This is a genomic window from Paenibacillus caui, from assembly GCF_019904135.1.
GTDB lineage: Bacteria > Bacillota > Bacilli > Paenibacillales > Paenibacillaceae > Fontibacillus > Fontibacillus caui.
In genome coordinates this window covers 20356-35186 of the sequence record NZ_JAIOGQ010000029.1, presented here as the reverse complement: position 1 = coordinate 35186, position 14831 = coordinate 20356, and the positions used below count along the sequence as shown (strand labels likewise).

The window sequence follows — 14831 nt, the reverse complement described above, 5'->3', positions numbered from 1 at the left end:
CAGCGAGCCGGAAGGATCAGGGAACCGATCAAATGAGACGCTATAGAGCCTTGGCCATTTTGCTGAGGCTTATTTTGGTTAGTTTGGAAGAGAAATACTTAAAGAGAAGGATAGGAGGCAAAAACGCCTATCCGAAGAAGATAAGAGAGGTGCCGCTTTTGTTACAAGCACTCATACAGGCTTTTTCCAAGGATTCCGATTTTCAGTCGCTGACAGCCGGCGTCGAGGCCGGCATGAAGGAGCAGCTGGTTTCCGGACTGTCCGGATCATCCCGTCAGGTGATGCTGGCTGCGCTCCATGAACAATTAAAGCGTCCGCTGCTCGTCGTGACCCATAATATGTTTTCGGCCCAGAAAATTGCAGAAGATTTGCAGGAAGCGCTCTCACCGGATCAGGTGCTGCTCTATCCGGCGAATGAACTGGTGGCGGCGGAATCAGCCATATCGAGCCCCGAGACGCTGGCCCAGCGCATTGAAGTGCTCCTAAAATCGTCGCAGGGGTTCCGCGGCATAATCGTCGTCCCTTTTTCCGGCGTTCGCAGGCTGCTGCCTTCACCGGACGTTATGGCCCGTGCAGGCGTCCACCTGAAGCTTGGTGGAACACTAAAGCTCGATGCCTTCCTGAGCAGCATGGTAGAGCTTGGCTACGAGCGCGTGGAACGGGTGGAGTCGCGCGGGGAGATGAGCATTCGGGGCGGAATCATAGATTTTTACCCGTTGACTTCAAGCTTGGCTTACCGTGTCGAGCTGTTTGACGATGAGATTGATTCGATCCGCATTTTTGACCCGTCCGACCAGCGCTCGGTGGACCAGGTGAAGGAGGTCTCTATTACGCCGTGCAAGGAATTGATTGCCGGGACGGATCGCCTTGCGCGGGCGGCCGATCAGGCGGGACAGCGCCTCGCGGCGCAGCTTGAGAAAATGACGGACCGGCAGGCGCGTCATCATCTGGAACAGGAAATTTCCCGCGAGATCGAGCTGCTGCGCGAGCATGTCTATTTTGCGGAAAATTACAAATACATCTCCTTGATTTACCCGGAGCAGCAGACGCTGTTTGATTATATGCCGAAGGATGCGCTGCTTATCCTGGATGAGCCCGCACGGCTGCTGGAGACAGCCAAACAGCTGGAGCGGGACGAGGCCGAGTGGAACCTGCATTTGTTCCAAAACGGCAAAAGTTTGCCGGAAATGCCGCTATCAGTGCATAGCGACAAGGTGCTGTACCATCGTCCGTTTCAAACGTTGTTCCTTTCGATCTTCCTGCGCCAGGTGCCTCATACGCAGCCGCAAAATATTCTGAACTTCGTCAGCCGGAGCATGCAGGACTTCCATGGACAAATGAACGTCCTCAAGGCCGAGATGGAACGATGGAAGAAGAGCGGGGCAGAGGTGGTCATGCTCGCCAGCAATGCCGAGCGCAAAGATCGGATGATTCGTGTGTTGGAGGATTATGGAATTGAGATGCCTTCCATTGTGCAGGGGAATTTGCAGACCGGCTTCGAGCTGCCGTCCGCTCATTTCGTAGTCATTACGGAAGGAGAGATGTTCTCGCAGAAGCAGCGTAAGATCCGCAAGGGCGGACGCAGCATGGACAACGCTGAACGGATCAAAAGCTATACCGAGCTTAAAGTGGGGGACTACGTCGTTCACCAGAATCACGGCATCGGCAAATATATGGGCATCGGAACCCTTGAGGTAGCCGGTATTCATAAGGACTACATGCACATCCTTTATGCCGGCGGCGACAAGCTGTCGGTACCGATCGATCAGATCGATCTGATCCAGAAATATGTCGGGTCCGAAGATAAAGAGCCCAAAGTTTACAAGCTTGGCGGAAATGAATGGGCACGCGTTAAAAATAAGGTGCGGTCTTCGGTTGAGGATATTGCCGACGACTTGATCAAGCTGTATGCCGAGCGGCAGGCTTCGCCCGGGTATGGCTTTGACAAGGACACGCCGGAGCAGGGGGAATTTGAGGGAATGTTCCCTTATGAGGAAACCCGGGACCAGCTCCGCGCGATCGAAGAGATCAAGAAAGACATGGAGAAGAGCCGTCCGATGGACCGGCTGCTGTGCGGAGACGTAGGCTACGGCAAGACGGAGGTAGCAATCCGGGCGGCTTTCAAGGCGGCGATCGAAGGCAAGCAGGTAGCCGTGCTCGTGCCGACCACTATTTTGGCCCAGCAGCATTATGAGACGTTCCGGGAGCGGTTTGCCGGCTATCCGTTCAACATTCAGGTGCTCAGCCGCTTCCGCAGCCGGAAGGAACAGAACGAGACTATCAAGGGGATCCGGGCCGGAACCGTCGATATCGTGATCGGCACGCATCGCCTCCTGTCCCAGGATCTTGTCTTCAAGGACCTTGGACTGCTGATTGTCGATGAGGAGCAGCGGTTCGGCGTGACGCACAAGGAGAAGCTGAAGAAGCTCAAGATCAATGTGGACGTGCTTACGCTGACGGCGACGCCGATTCCGCGCACGCTGCATATGTCGATGCTCGGAGTACGCGACCTGTCCGTCATCGAAACGCCTCCGGAGAACCGCTTCCCGGTTCAGACCTATGTGGTGGAGCACAGCCAGTCGCTGGTCCGCGAAGCCATTGAGCGGGAGCTTGCCCGGGGCGGCCAGGTGTATTACCTGTATAACCGCGTGCAAGGCATTCAGGAGATGGCGGCCCAGATTTCAGGACTTGTTCCGGATGCCAAAGTAGGCATCGGGCACGGGCAAATGTCCGAGCAGGAACTGGAGAAGACGATCCTTGATTTTCTCGACGGGGAATATGATGTACTGGTGAGTACGAGCATTATCGAGACCGGCGTAGATATTCCGAATGTCAATACGCTCATTGTCCATGATGCGGATAAAATGGGGCTGTCCCAGCTGTACCAGCTCCGGGGGCGCGTCGGACGTTCGAACCGGATTGCTTACGCCTATTTTACTTACCAGCGCGACAAATCGCTCACGGAAGTCGCCGAGAAGCGGCTGCAGTCGATCAAGGAGTTTACCGAGCTCGGCTCGGGATTCAAAATTGCGATGCGGGATTTGTCCATCCGGGGGGCGGGCAACCTGCTTGGGGCGGAGCAGCACGGCTTCATTGCGTCCGTCGGCTTCGACCTGTATTCGCAAATGCTGGCTGAAGAAATTCAGAAGCGCAAGGTGACGATGCTTGGCGAAGAGCCTCCGGAGCAGGAGAAATGGACGACCGTCATAGATCTTGGCATCGATGCTTATCTGCCGCCGGAGTATATTTATGACAGTGTGCAGAAAATTGAAATTTATAAGAAAACGGCGGCGATCTCCTCGTTCGAAGATGCTTCGGAGCTGGCCGACGAGCTTCTGGACCGCTTTGGCGAACCGCCGGCTGCCGTAGTCCAGCTTCTGACGGTTGCAAGGCTCAAGCTGTATGGCAGAAAGTACGGCATTGAATCGATGAACCGCCGCGGGGACGACGTTATTTTGAAGTTTCATGCGGAACGCGCGAAGGATATCATTCCGTCCGCGCTTGCGAAGGTTGGCAATCAGTACGGAAGACGTGTACAATTTACTCAAGGGGCGGACATGGAGATCCATATCAAAGCAAAAGGAATGGAAGACAAGGACATGCTGGATTTGCTTGAACAATTCCTTGAGTCTTTAAGCCAGGCATTTAAATCGAAAGGGGAACTACAAGATGTTGCAAAGTAAGAGGCGTTCCTGGAAAATGATGCTCATTGCCATGGTGGCGGTGCTGACCTTTTCCGTGATAGCAGGATGTGGCAAGAAGAAAACGGATAATGCCGCAGAGGGAACCGATAGCGGCAAAGTGGTGGCAACTTATGACGGAGGGCAGATCACGGAGGGTGAATTTGACCTGGAACAGCGGATTATGCTGATTCTTTCCCCTGAGATGCAACAATATATGCAAGTGGAGGATTTCCGTCAGTATCTGATCAAACAGCAAATTGCCTATAAGTATCTGGCGGCAAAGGCGGATGACAAAGCGAAGGAAGAGGGGGCCAAGCAGGCCGAATCCCAGCTTTCGCAAATGAAGACCCAGCTCGGCGACGAGCAGTTCAAGAGCATGCTGGATGCCCAGAAGGTATCGGAGCAGCAGTTCAAGGACTATATGGTTCGGATCTTCACCGTCGTTCAAGGCGAAACTTCCAAAGTAACGGATGATGAAATCAAGCAGCAGTTTGATAAAACGAAAGACAGTTATACGGTCGCCTCCGTACGCCATATTCTGATCGGATTTACCGACGCCGAAGGCAAGGAACGCAGCAAAGAGGATGCCCTTAAGCTGGCTAAAGACGTTAAAGCCAAGCTGGAAGGTGGAGAGGACTTCGCGAAGCTGGCGAAGGAATATTCCGAAGATCCGGGTTCCAAGGATAAAGGTGGGTTATATAAAGATACCGAGGTCAGCAACTGGGTGGACGAGTTTAAAAAAGCTGCCCTGACGCTGCCGATTGATAAGATCAGCGATCCGGTTCAGACGAGCTATGGTTACCATATCATGCGCGTGGAATCCCGTACGGCCAAGACGTTCAAAGACTTGACCAAGGAGCAGCTCGATACCATCAAGAACACGATAGGCTCCAACAAGCTGGATGAATTTATGAAAGGTGACCTGGAGAAGAAGATCATCAAGAAGATCGACTTGCCGAAGGTCGAAGCAAGCAAGCCAAGCGCCGCACCTGAAAGCGGGACAAGCGGTACCGGAGGAAGCAGCAGCCCTGAGGCTTCTACAGCACCAGCGAAGTAAGGATTTGAGCTATAGTTACTGGCAGCGCAGGTTACTGCGCTGCTTTTTTATGGAGTATCAGAATGTTTAGTCGCTGATGATTTCCCTTTTTTTGGATATGTTAATCGAAAAAAAATCCAGGGCATTTTCGTGTATGTTTTTGCGGCGGAATGCCTGCTTTAGCCCGGCAATTTATCGTTCATCGGCATGTATAAGGAATTGGGAACAGATGAATACTATGGTCAAGAATTTAACCAAACTTGGAACTTCGAAGCCCGGCAAGAACCTAAACTCGCCGGAAACGAATGAATGATCCTGGAGTTATGGTCTGTATCCTAAAGCAAAAGGCGCGAAGGGTGCCTTTGATGAAGCTTTTCGTTTAAACAGTAGTTAAAAACTTCTTATGAAAGCGAGGCAGCATGTAATGAAAGCTACTGGTATTGTGCGTCGTATCGATGATCTCGGAAGGGTGGTGATCCCGAAGGAAATCAGACGGACGCTTCGGATTCGCGAAGGAGATCCGCTGGAAATTTTCGTGGATCGGGATGGAGAGGTCATTCTTAAAAAATATTCGCCGATCGGCGAGCTTGGCGATTTTGCAAAGGAGTATGCGGAATCGCTGTATGAAAGTACTGGCCATATTACCCTCATTTCAGACCGTGACACCATTATCGCCGTGGCTGGCGCTTCCAAAAAAGAATATTTGGATAAACAGGTCGGCTTGATTTTGGAGAGCAGCATGGATGGCCGGAAAACCGTTATTGAAACGAATACAGGTACTTATGAAATCAGCAAGGATCATTCCGAGACGATTTCAACCTTTGTGATTGCTCCAATTATTGCCGGCGGCGATCCGATCGGCACTGTAGTTCTGATCAACAGGGATGAATCCGTCAAAATGTCGCAACTTGAGACCAAAATGGCGGAGACGGCTGCCGGATTCCTCGGCAAACAGATGGAACAATAAGAACCAGCCCTGACGCTAAAAGAATACGAGGCTCCTGCTATGTTTCTTTCCCCTGCGAGAGAGACCAAGAAGCAGGAGCTTTTGCATGCAGCGAAAAAACTTCTATAATGGACAAAGGACAAAAATAGAGAAGCAAGTCCGTATCCAATTAAAGAAGGCCGCGTCATCCGGCCGCCGGGGAAGAGGATTATGAAAGAATCAACGGCAGCATCAAGGCTGCTTAAGGGTGCGTTTCTGCTAGGTTTGGCTGCGATTCTCTCAAAGCTGCTCGGCACCTTGCAAAAGATACCGCTGCAAAATATAGGCGGAGACGGAGTATTCGGCATTTATAATACGGTTTACCCTTTCTATACGCTACTTGTGACACTGGCCACGGCCGGCTTTTCCACAGCTGTTTCGAAATTTGTAGCTGAACGGGAGGCGGACGGCGACGAACGTGGAGGCCGTTACGTGCTGCGGATCTCGGCCGTCATTATGGTGGCGCTTGGGCTGCTCGGAAGCCTGCTCTTGTTCTTTGGAGCGCCGCTGCTCGGAAGCTGGATCGGCAGCACGCACACGATACCCGCGCTCCGGGCTGCAGCGCCCGCGCTGCTGTTCGTACCGGCCTCGGCCGCGCTGCGTGGCTATTTTCAGGGGCTGCAGAACATGTTTCCCACCGCCTTATCGCAAGTAATCGAGCAGGCGGTTCGGGTCGCCGTTATGATTGTGCTGCTGCTCTACTTGACCTCAATCGGCGCCCAGGAAAGCGGCATTGCGGGCGGCGCCATGTTTGGTTCGGCGGCAGGCGGCGCTGCGGGTCTTGCCGTCATGCTGTTCGTATGGCGCCGCCACCGCCATAGGTCTCGGACCGGGGTTCAGGAGTCAGCTAGCGGGGTAAAGGAAATCAAAGAGGGCAGCTCCTTCGGAACCGGAGCGAATCCGGCCATGGGCAGAGCGCTGCTGAAGTCGCTGCTGGCTTACGCGCTTCCCATCTGTCTGGCCGCGCTGGCCATCCCGCTGCTGGGGCTGGTCGATACGTTTACGCTGCCGAGACTGCTGGCGGACGGAAGCCGGACAGGGACCGAGGTGATGGCGCAGATCGGCATTTACAACCGCGGGCTTCCGCTTGTGCAGCTGGTGACGATGATGGCGGCGTCATTATCGGTGCTGTTCATACCATCCATGGCCGAGCTGAAATACAAAGGCGATTGGCCGCGCGCAGCCAATCAGGCGGGACTTGCGCTGCGCTGGTTCTGGCTCATCGGCTGCGCCGCGTCGGTTGGGCTTGCGGTCCTGGCCGAGCCGATCAACATGATGCTGTACAAAAACAGCGAGGGCAGCGACACCTTCGCCTGGCTGGCCATGTCGGCCGCTCCGGCGACGATAGCCACCATCTCGGCCGCGCTGCTGCAAGGCCTGGGCAGTGTACGTGCCCCGGCCCTGGCCATGACGCTGGCCGCCGTCCTGAAGGCGGCGCTGAACGTGCTGCTCGCGCCGGCCTTCGGCATAGACGGCGCGGCCGCGGCAGGCATCGCGGCCTATGCGCTTGCGGCCGCGCTGAACATGGCGCTGCTGGTCCGGCGCCTGGGTCTTGCGCCGAACCTGCGGGCGGCGCTCTTGCGGCCAGCGCTGTGCCTGGCCGCGATGGCAGCAGCCGTGCTGCTGCTGCGCCTGGGCTGGGCCGCCGCAGGGCTGGACGGCCGGCGGCTGGACGCCGCCGCCGAAAGCCTGCTCGGCGTGCTGCTGGGGGCCGCCGTGTTCCTGGCGGCCGCGCTGCGCCTGCGCCTGATCAGCGGGGCAGAGCTGAGCGCCCTGCCCCGGGTCGGCCCGCAGCTTGTCCTCGTGCTGGACAAGCTGCGGCTGCTGCCCCGGCAGGCATAACCCTGCCTGCCGGCCCCCCTTGCTGCCGTCACAATCCGGCAGCCCCGTCAGGGCGAAAACTTGGAGGCGGGGCGGGGCAGATGATATAGTATTCATATTGACGATTTCGTCGTTAAATGCGAGAGCCGGGAGTGAAGAGCTGTGAAGCCAATAATTACAGTAGTTGGCCTTGGATCGGGAGATCCGGATCGGCTGACGTTGGGTAATATGAAGAAGCTTCAGGAAGCGGGCAAGCTGTATGTAAGGACCAAGGAGCATCCGGTGCTGGACTGGCTTGCCGCCTCCGGCGTGTCTTTTGAGTCTTTCGACAGCATTTATGAAGCGAACGACGATTTTCCATCCGTATACAAAGAGATTGCCGACCGGTTGATTGCGGAAGCTGCCGCTGGAAGCGGTTCGGTGGTCTATGCCGTTCCGGGCCATCCGATGGTGGCCGAAGCCACGGTTCAGCTGCTGCGGCAGCGCTGCCCAGAGGAAGGCATCGCGCTTGAAGTGATCGGCGGAGAAAGCTTCCTGGACGAAGCCTTCTCCCGGCTTGGCTTTGATCCGATCGAAGGGTTTCAGCTGCTGGACGCTTCAGGCCTCGCCGTATCTCATCTGCAGCCCCGGCTGCATACGCTGATCGGGCAAGTGTACGACACGTTTACGGCTTCCGACGTGAAGCTCAGCCTGATGGAGCGTTATCCGGAGGATTACGAAGTGGTCGTTGGCCACGCGCTCGGTGTCGAAGGGCAGGAAGAGATTCTGAAAGTGCCGCTGTATGAGCTCGACCGGGTACAGGGCTTCGGCAATCTCTCGCTCGTTTATATCCCTCGCAGCGAGGATCCGCTTTTGCAGATCAAGAGCTTTGACCGCCTGCATGAAATTGTCGATATTTTGCGGAGTCCCGAAGGCTGTCCGTGGGACCGGGAACAGACCCACAGCTCGATCCGGAAGAATCTCATCGAAGAAACCTATGAAGTGCTGGAAACGATTGATGAAGATGATCCGGAGCATATGCAGGAGGAGCTTGGCGATCTGATGCTTCAGATTATGCTCCACGCCCAGATGGAAGAAGAAGAGGGCGCCTTCAATGTATATGACGTCATCGGCAGCCTGAATGAAAAGCTCATTTTCCGCCATCCGCATGTATTTGGGGGGATGGGCGCGGAGGATGCCGAAGCCGCGCTCGCAAACTGGGAAGCCATGAAGGCGGAAGAGAAGCGCCGCAAGGGCCTTGTGCCTGAAGCGATGTCGGCGCTGGACGGCGTGCCGCAGGATCTTCCGGCTTTGATGAAGGCCTACAAGCTGCAAAAGAAGGCGGCCAAGGTTGGTTTTGACTGGGACGATGCAAGCGGCGCAATAGCCAAGATGGAAGAGGAGCTGTCCGAGCTGAAGGAAGCGGTGCGCCTTGGGCAATCCTCCGAGGAAACGGTGCAGGAGCTTGGCGATGTGCTGTTCTCGGTCGTGAACGCGGCGCGGTTTATCGGCGCCGATCCGGAAGAGGCGCTGTCCAAGACGAACCGCAAGTTCGTTTCCCGGTTCCGCTATATCGAGCGGAAGCTTGCAGAGCGCGGACTTACGCCTAAGGACAGCAGCCTCGAGGAAATGGACAAGCTTTGGGAGGAAGCCAAAGCGGAGGAGCGGCAGGCGTAGGGTGTGAAGGCAAGCTGGTGAAGAAGGAAGTTCACCAAATTATTTTGGGAAATGAGCTTTCGCCAGCAGGATTTTGATGAAAGAACAAGAATTAACTATAGGTCGATTGCTGCTTCTCAAGAGCAGGATGGGCTAAATTCGGCAGACCGGTTTCCCGAAAGAAACGGGCAAAGTCTATTTTTTTGAATGTGGGAGGCTTTTAAACATGAACAAAACAGATTTGATCAACAATATTTCCAGTAAAAGCGGCTTGACCAAGCGTGACGTAGAGGCCGTGCTTAACGAACTGCTTAACGAAATCACCGATACGCTTGCTGACGGAGGCAAAGTGCAGCTGATCGGCTTCGGTACATTCGAAACCCGCAAACGCGCAAGCCGTACTGGCCGCAACCCGCAAACCGGCGAAAATATCGAAATTCCGGAATCCAATGTTCCGGCATTCAAAGCGGGCAACAAACTTAAAGAAGCAGTAAAATAATGCGCTTAGATAAATTCCTTAAAGTATCTCGCTTGATCAAGCGGCGTACGGTTGCCAAGGATGTCTCCGAGCAAGGCAGGGTTTTGATTAACGGGCGGGAAGCGAAACCGAGCAGCACGGTCAAAGCGGGCGATGAAATTACCGTCCAATTTGGGCAGAAGCTGGTTACCGTCCGTGTGGAACGCCTGGCCGAGACAACCCGTAAGGATGAGGCCGCAAGCCTGTATACGGTCATCAAGGAAGAACCGATTGCCAAGAAGAACGATCTGGACTGGAATTAGAAACGAAGAAGCATGCCCTAAAGAGAAGGGTGTGCTTCTTATTTATTTTTCGAGGCTCCCGGTCAGGTTCTAAAGCTGCGCACCCCTCCATAAGCTTAACAATAGAAGGAGGGTACATGCCATGAATGAACCAGGGAAGAACAAGGTGCAGGATGTGAGGCTCCATAACCGCAAGCTGCTTGAGATTTCAGGCGTGAACAACGTCGAAAGCTTTGATAACGAGGAATTCCTGCTGCAGACAGAGCTGGGACATTTAACGATTCGGGGCAGCAATCTGCATATTAAAAATTTGAATCTGGAACAAGGATTCGTCTCGATTGAAGGTACCGTGAATTCCTTGTCCTATCTTAGTCCGGGCTCCCAACCTAAAAATAAAGGATTGCTTGGCAAGCTGCTGCGATGAGTTTACAGGTACAGTGGATTACTCTGCTGTGGATGCTGGCCTCGGGAAGCGTGCTCGGCGTCGTTTACGACAGCATGCGGATCATAGAGGGAAGATACCGTTTCCCAAGGTGGTCCATCCACGGTTTGGACTTGCTTTATTGGCTTTGGGCGGCCCTGTTTGTATTTCGAACGCTTTATCACAGCAATGAGGGAGAAATCCGGTTCTACGTATTCCTCGGTTTGTTTGTAGGGGTGTGGATTTATTTTTTATTCTTAAGTGTTATAACCGGGCGTTTTGTGGTAATGTTATTGAAGGTAGTGGACAAGATCTGTTTTGCAAGCGTACGGTTATTTCAGGTGTTGATCATTGGGCCGCTTCGGCTTGCGCTGAAAGCTGCCAAGCTTTTGCTCGGATTTTTTTGGGCTGTGCTGCTGTTTTTGCTTCGGCTGCTGCTGCCTGTATGGAAGCTGCTCAAGTTTTTGCTTCTTCCGCTCATTCGGCGGCTTAAACTCCCAGAAGGCTGGCAGTGGGTGAAAGCGAAGGTTCAGGCGGTTCGAAGCTGGTTTACCAAGGAATAACGCTAATTGATGGGGGGATCATCATGCGCACTGCAGTCGCTGCAAACCATCGGGAACGCAAGGGGAGCGGAAATGCCGGCACTAAAAGACGGCTAAGGCTGTGGCTAGGTTTTGTCATTCTCTTTGCGGGCTGGGCAGGATATATGTTTTATTCCCAGTCTGTCGAACTAACAGGCAGGTCCAAGCAGCTTGCGCAGGCACGGGCAAACGAGCAGGCCAGTATAGAAAGTCTGAATCAGGTAAAATACGAGGTCAACCGTTTAAAAGATCCGGAATATATCGGACAGATTGCAAGGAAGAAATATGGTTTGTATAAACCGGGGGAGACGCCAATCCTGAAGTCCCCGGACGGAAAATGATTTTTATATATTCAGAGGGCCCAAAATCGGGATAATCCTTGTTATAACAGGCTTCCAACCGGTTGACCTGTTATGAGTCATTCGGTATAATCAAATCACCGCAGCAATGTATTCTAAGTCTTGCTGTATATTTTTAAGGGAGGATCATTTTATTTTATGGCAATTGAAGTGGGCACCAAGTTAGAGGGTAAAGTGACAGGCATCACGCACTTTGGAGCATTTGTGGATCTGTCAGGGGGTGTCACCGGTCTCGTTCACATCTCGGAAATCGCCGACAATTACGTTAAGGATGTCAACGACCACTTGAAGCTTAACGACATTGTGACAGTTAAAGTCATCAATGTGGATAAGGACGGCAAGATCGGGCTTTCGATCAAGCAGGCTGTTGACAAGCCGGTTGAGTCGACCAGACCTCCGCGTGCCCCAAGACCGGATCGTCCGGGCAGGGATGGAGAATTCGGCGGCGGATATAATCGTGAGCGGGGCGGACGTTCTTTCAAACCTCCAGCCAGCAAGACTTCATTTGAAGATAAGGTGTCACGCTTCCTGAAAGATAGTGAAGAGCGCATTTCGTCGCTGAAGAAGAACACCGAAGGCAAACGCGGTGGACGCGGCGCGAAACGCATGTAATATCTTTTTATTATGATACGAGATCAGAACCGTAGGTGCATTTTCGCACTCTACGGTTTTTTTGTCGCTACTTCGGTTCTTGACGACAGTTTCCAACGCTTTTCCAGCTATCTCCTTGCTAATCGCTATAAAGGGAGCGGGCGGAGAAGTCCGTCATTTCCCCTTAACATGCGAACATAAAAGCGTCTAAGTCGCTTCTTTTCAAGCAGCAGCAACGGGTCGCAAAATTATGCGGAAGCCTCTCAATTTGTCGTAAATTTCTTTGGACGACCTCCCGGTTTATGACAAACTTTCCAGCAGCCCCCGCCTATAATGGGACATACCCAATCTTGAGAATAGGTGGTGCTGAACAATGGAGAAGCGAAATGTGATTGCGTTTCCGGGAATGAAGAAAGGCAAGGAGCAAAGAGAGAGAAGCGGCCTGGCAGACAAATGGAGAGAGTGGCCGGCTGCGGTTCGAACGGTGCGATTCATCACGGCTAATAAATGGGGAATGCTGCTGACTCTGATCGGATTCCTTCTCGGCAAGGCTACCATATTGAATGAGCTGACTCCGTTTCCTGCCGCCTTTTTTGCGGTTATTGCTTTTATGCGGCGAGATTTGATTCTTCCGGTATTCGGCTCGATTTTGATTGGTTCATTGTTTGGCGTGCAAAACCATTTTCTGACGGTTCTCTGTGAAATGGTCATGATTTTGCTGATGAAAAAAGGCATGGAGACCTTCGAACGTTCCGAATTGTCCTATGCCCCGATTATGGTATTTACCTCCACCTTCTTTGTGAATCTGTTTGAGGCGGTAATTGGACCCTCGCTAACCTGGTATGCGCTTACCATGGCGGTTATGGATGCGGTGCTCAGTTTTGTGCTTACGCTTGTTTTTATACAAGCCGTTCCGGTATTCACCTACCGCAAAAAAAATATCCATCTCAGGAACGAAGAGATTCTCTGTCTCATCATTCTGCTGGCTTCCGTCATGACAGGCGCGGTCGGGTGGAGCGTGTATGGATTGTCGATCGAACATATAATGTCCAGGTATTTAATTCTGTTGTTCGCCCTGGTCGGCGGGGCTCCGCTCGGAGCTTCCGTAGGGGTGGTAACGGGCCTGATCCTCAGCCTTGCGGATATGAGCGCAGTCTATCAGATGAGTCTGCTGGCCTTTTCGGGCATGCTGGCCGGCATGCTTAGGGAAGGGAAGAGGTGGGCTGTGGGATTCGGCATGCTGCTCGGTTCATCGATACTGTCCATTTATTTATCGGGTCCGGGCGATATAATGAACTCGACATGGGAGACCTGTGCGGCGGTCATGTTATTTCTGCTTACACCAAAGACGTTGTTAAGCCTGATCGCAAGATATGTTCCGGGAACCCAGGATCACAGCCGGTCACAACATGAATATGCGCGGCGCATCCGGGATATAACCGCCGAGCGGGTAACGCAGTTTTCCCAGGTGTTCAAGCAGCTGTCCCGCAGCTTTGTGCAGGTAACGGGTTCCTCCGAAATTGCCAAGCGGGGGGAGGAGCTCGACCATTTCATGAACGCCGCGGCCGAAGGGGCCTGCGCCACCTGCTTCCGCAAAGGGCAGTGCTGGGACAGCAAGTTCTATCAAACCTATAAATATATGACAGAAATGATGTCAGCCATTGAAGAGAACCCTAACTTTGGAAAAGAGGATTTTCCAGCGAAATGGCATAAAATTTGCAGCAAAACCGACCAGGTGCTTGCAGTAATGAAACGTGAATATGACCTCTATCAGCATGATATGCACTGGAAACGGCAAATATACGACAGCCGGCAGCTTGTAGCCGAACAATTATCGGGCGTGTCCCAGGTGATGGAGGATTTGGCCAAAGAAATTAAAAGAGAAGGGCAGGAGATGTCCCATCAGGAGGAACAAATCCGGGAAGCGCTGGAGCAAATGGGTTTATCCATTCATAGCGTGGATATTATCTCCCTGGATCACGGCAACGTCGAAATTGAAATTGTCCATAACTATACGAAAGGGTATGATGAATGCCGCAAAATCATTGCCCCGCTGCTCTCAGACATTTTGAGCGAACAAATTGCAGTCGTGAACGAAACCTCCGGTTTCCGGGAAGGGATGCAGACGGTGACGTTTGGTTCCGCCAAAACTTTTGAGATCACGACCGGAGTTGCGGGGGCGGCGAAGGGCGGAGATTTGCTGTCGGGAGACAGCTTCAGCGCCGCCCAGCTGGGCAACGGGAAATTTGCCGTCGCTCTCAGCGACGGGATGGGCAACGGGGAAAGGGCAAAGCTGGAGAGCAGCACCGCCCTGGGCATATTGGAACAGCTTTTGCAGTCCGGCATGGATGAAACGCTGGCCATTAAATCTGTCAATTCGGTTCTGATGCTGAGGTCTCCGGATGAAGTTTATGCCACGGTGGATATGGCGATTATCGACGAGTATTCCGCACGAACGACTTTTCTGAAAATCGGTTCATCTCCAAGCTTCATCAAGCGGGGCAGCGAGGTCATTCCGGTGACGGCAAGCAACCTGCCGGTCGGCATCATCCAGGATATCGAAGTCGATCTGGTGACGCTGAAGCTGCATCCGGGAGATACACTGATCATGATGACAGACGGGATTTACGATGCGCCCGGACATGCCATTAACAAAGAGCTCTGGATGAAACGCCTCATTATGGAGATGGAGGGCGATGACCCGCAGGAAATGGCAGACTGCCTGCTTGAATCCGTAATCCGTTATCAGAAAAATCAGATTGACGACGATATGACGGTTGTTGTCGCCAAAGTCAATCATCATATGCCGAAGTGGTCGACACTTCATATCCCGGGCGTTCAGCGCATGGACCGTCCGAGGACGGTCAGCTGATGAATATTCCGGCTTTGAATCTTCCCTCCCCCCCGTACAAACGTATCACAGCGCAGCAAAAGACCGTCCGGCGATTTTTCCGGACGGT

The 14831-nt window shown here is 53.2% G+C and carries 12 protein-coding genes; all 12 read left to right on the top strand.

All coding sequences use genetic code 11. The annotated features are described in order from the left end of the window. Positions 1-158: 158 nt before the first annotated feature. The 12 genes from mfd (at position 159) to spoIIE (ending at position 14743) form a co-directional block, all read left to right on the top strand. The gene (gene mfd, locus K7397_RS16465; RefSeq protein WP_223069055.1) at positions 159-3683 is read left to right on the top strand and encodes a transcription-repair coupling factor; all 3525 of its coding nucleotides are present in this window, start codon (positions 159-161) and stop codon (positions 3681-3683) included. Then, a complete protein-coding gene (locus K7397_RS16460; protein ID WP_237690986.1) occupies positions 3670-4740 on the top strand; it encodes a peptidylprolyl isomerase in 1071 nt (356 codons plus the stop codon). The genes mfd and K7397_RS16460 overlap by 14 nt, the downstream gene beginning before the upstream one ends. A gap of 403 nt (positions 4741-5143) precedes the next feature. Next, entirely contained in the window at positions 5144-5686 is a 543-nt protein-coding gene (gene spoVT, locus K7397_RS16455) for a stage V sporulation protein T (protein WP_223069029.1), read from the top strand. Positions 5687-5875: 189 nt separating this feature from the next. Further along, positions 5876-7546 (top strand): putative polysaccharide biosynthesis protein, encoded by a 1671-nt coding sequence (locus tag K7397_RS16450; protein ID WP_223069028.1) that lies wholly within the window; start codon positions 5876-5878, stop codon positions 7544-7546. A 141-nt stretch (positions 7547-7687) separates the two neighbouring features. Further along, positions 7688-9181: a bifunctional methyltransferase/pyrophosphohydrolase YabN gene (gene yabN, locus K7397_RS16445; RefSeq protein ID WP_223069027.1), complete on the top strand. Its 1494-nt coding sequence runs from the start codon at positions 7688-7690 to the stop codon at positions 9179-9181. A gap of 205 nt (positions 9182-9386) precedes the next feature. Further along, positions 9387-9659 (top strand): HU family DNA-binding protein, encoded by a 273-nt coding sequence (locus tag K7397_RS16440; protein ID WP_223069026.1) that lies wholly within the window; start codon positions 9387-9389, stop codon positions 9657-9659. Beyond that, a complete protein-coding gene (locus K7397_RS16435; RefSeq protein WP_223069025.1) occupies positions 9659-9940 on the top strand; it encodes an RNA-binding S4 domain-containing protein in 282 nt (93 codons plus the stop codon). The genes K7397_RS16440 and K7397_RS16435 overlap by 1 nt, the downstream gene beginning before the upstream one ends. Positions 9941-10061: 121 nt before the next feature. Beyond that, entirely contained in the window at positions 10062-10343 is a 282-nt protein-coding gene (gene yabP, locus K7397_RS16430; RefSeq protein WP_223069024.1) for a sporulation protein YabP, read from the top strand. Then, positions 10340-10903: a spore cortex biosynthesis protein YabQ gene (yabQ, locus tag K7397_RS16425; protein ID WP_223069023.1), complete on the top strand. Its 564-nt coding sequence runs from the start codon at positions 10340-10342 to the stop codon at positions 10901-10903. Before yabP ends, yabQ begins: the two co-directional genes overlap by 4 nt. Then, positions 10852-11262: an FtsB family cell division protein gene (locus tag K7397_RS16420; RefSeq protein WP_337926746.1), complete on the top strand. Its 411-nt coding sequence runs from the start codon at positions 10852-10854 to the stop codon at positions 11260-11262. The genes yabQ and K7397_RS16420 overlap by 52 nt, the downstream gene beginning before the upstream one ends. Before the next feature lie 156 nt (positions 11263-11418). Further along, positions 11419-11892: a S1 domain-containing RNA-binding protein gene (locus K7397_RS16415; RefSeq protein WP_223069021.1), complete on the top strand. Its 474-nt coding sequence runs from the start codon at positions 11419-11421 to the stop codon at positions 11890-11892. Between the two features lie 352 nt (positions 11893-12244). Beyond that, positions 12245-14743, top strand: a complete 2499-nt coding sequence (spoIIE, locus tag K7397_RS16410) for a stage II sporulation protein E (RefSeq protein WP_223069020.1) — start codon at positions 12245-12247, stop codon at positions 14741-14743. Positions 14744-14831: the final 88 nt, after the last annotated feature.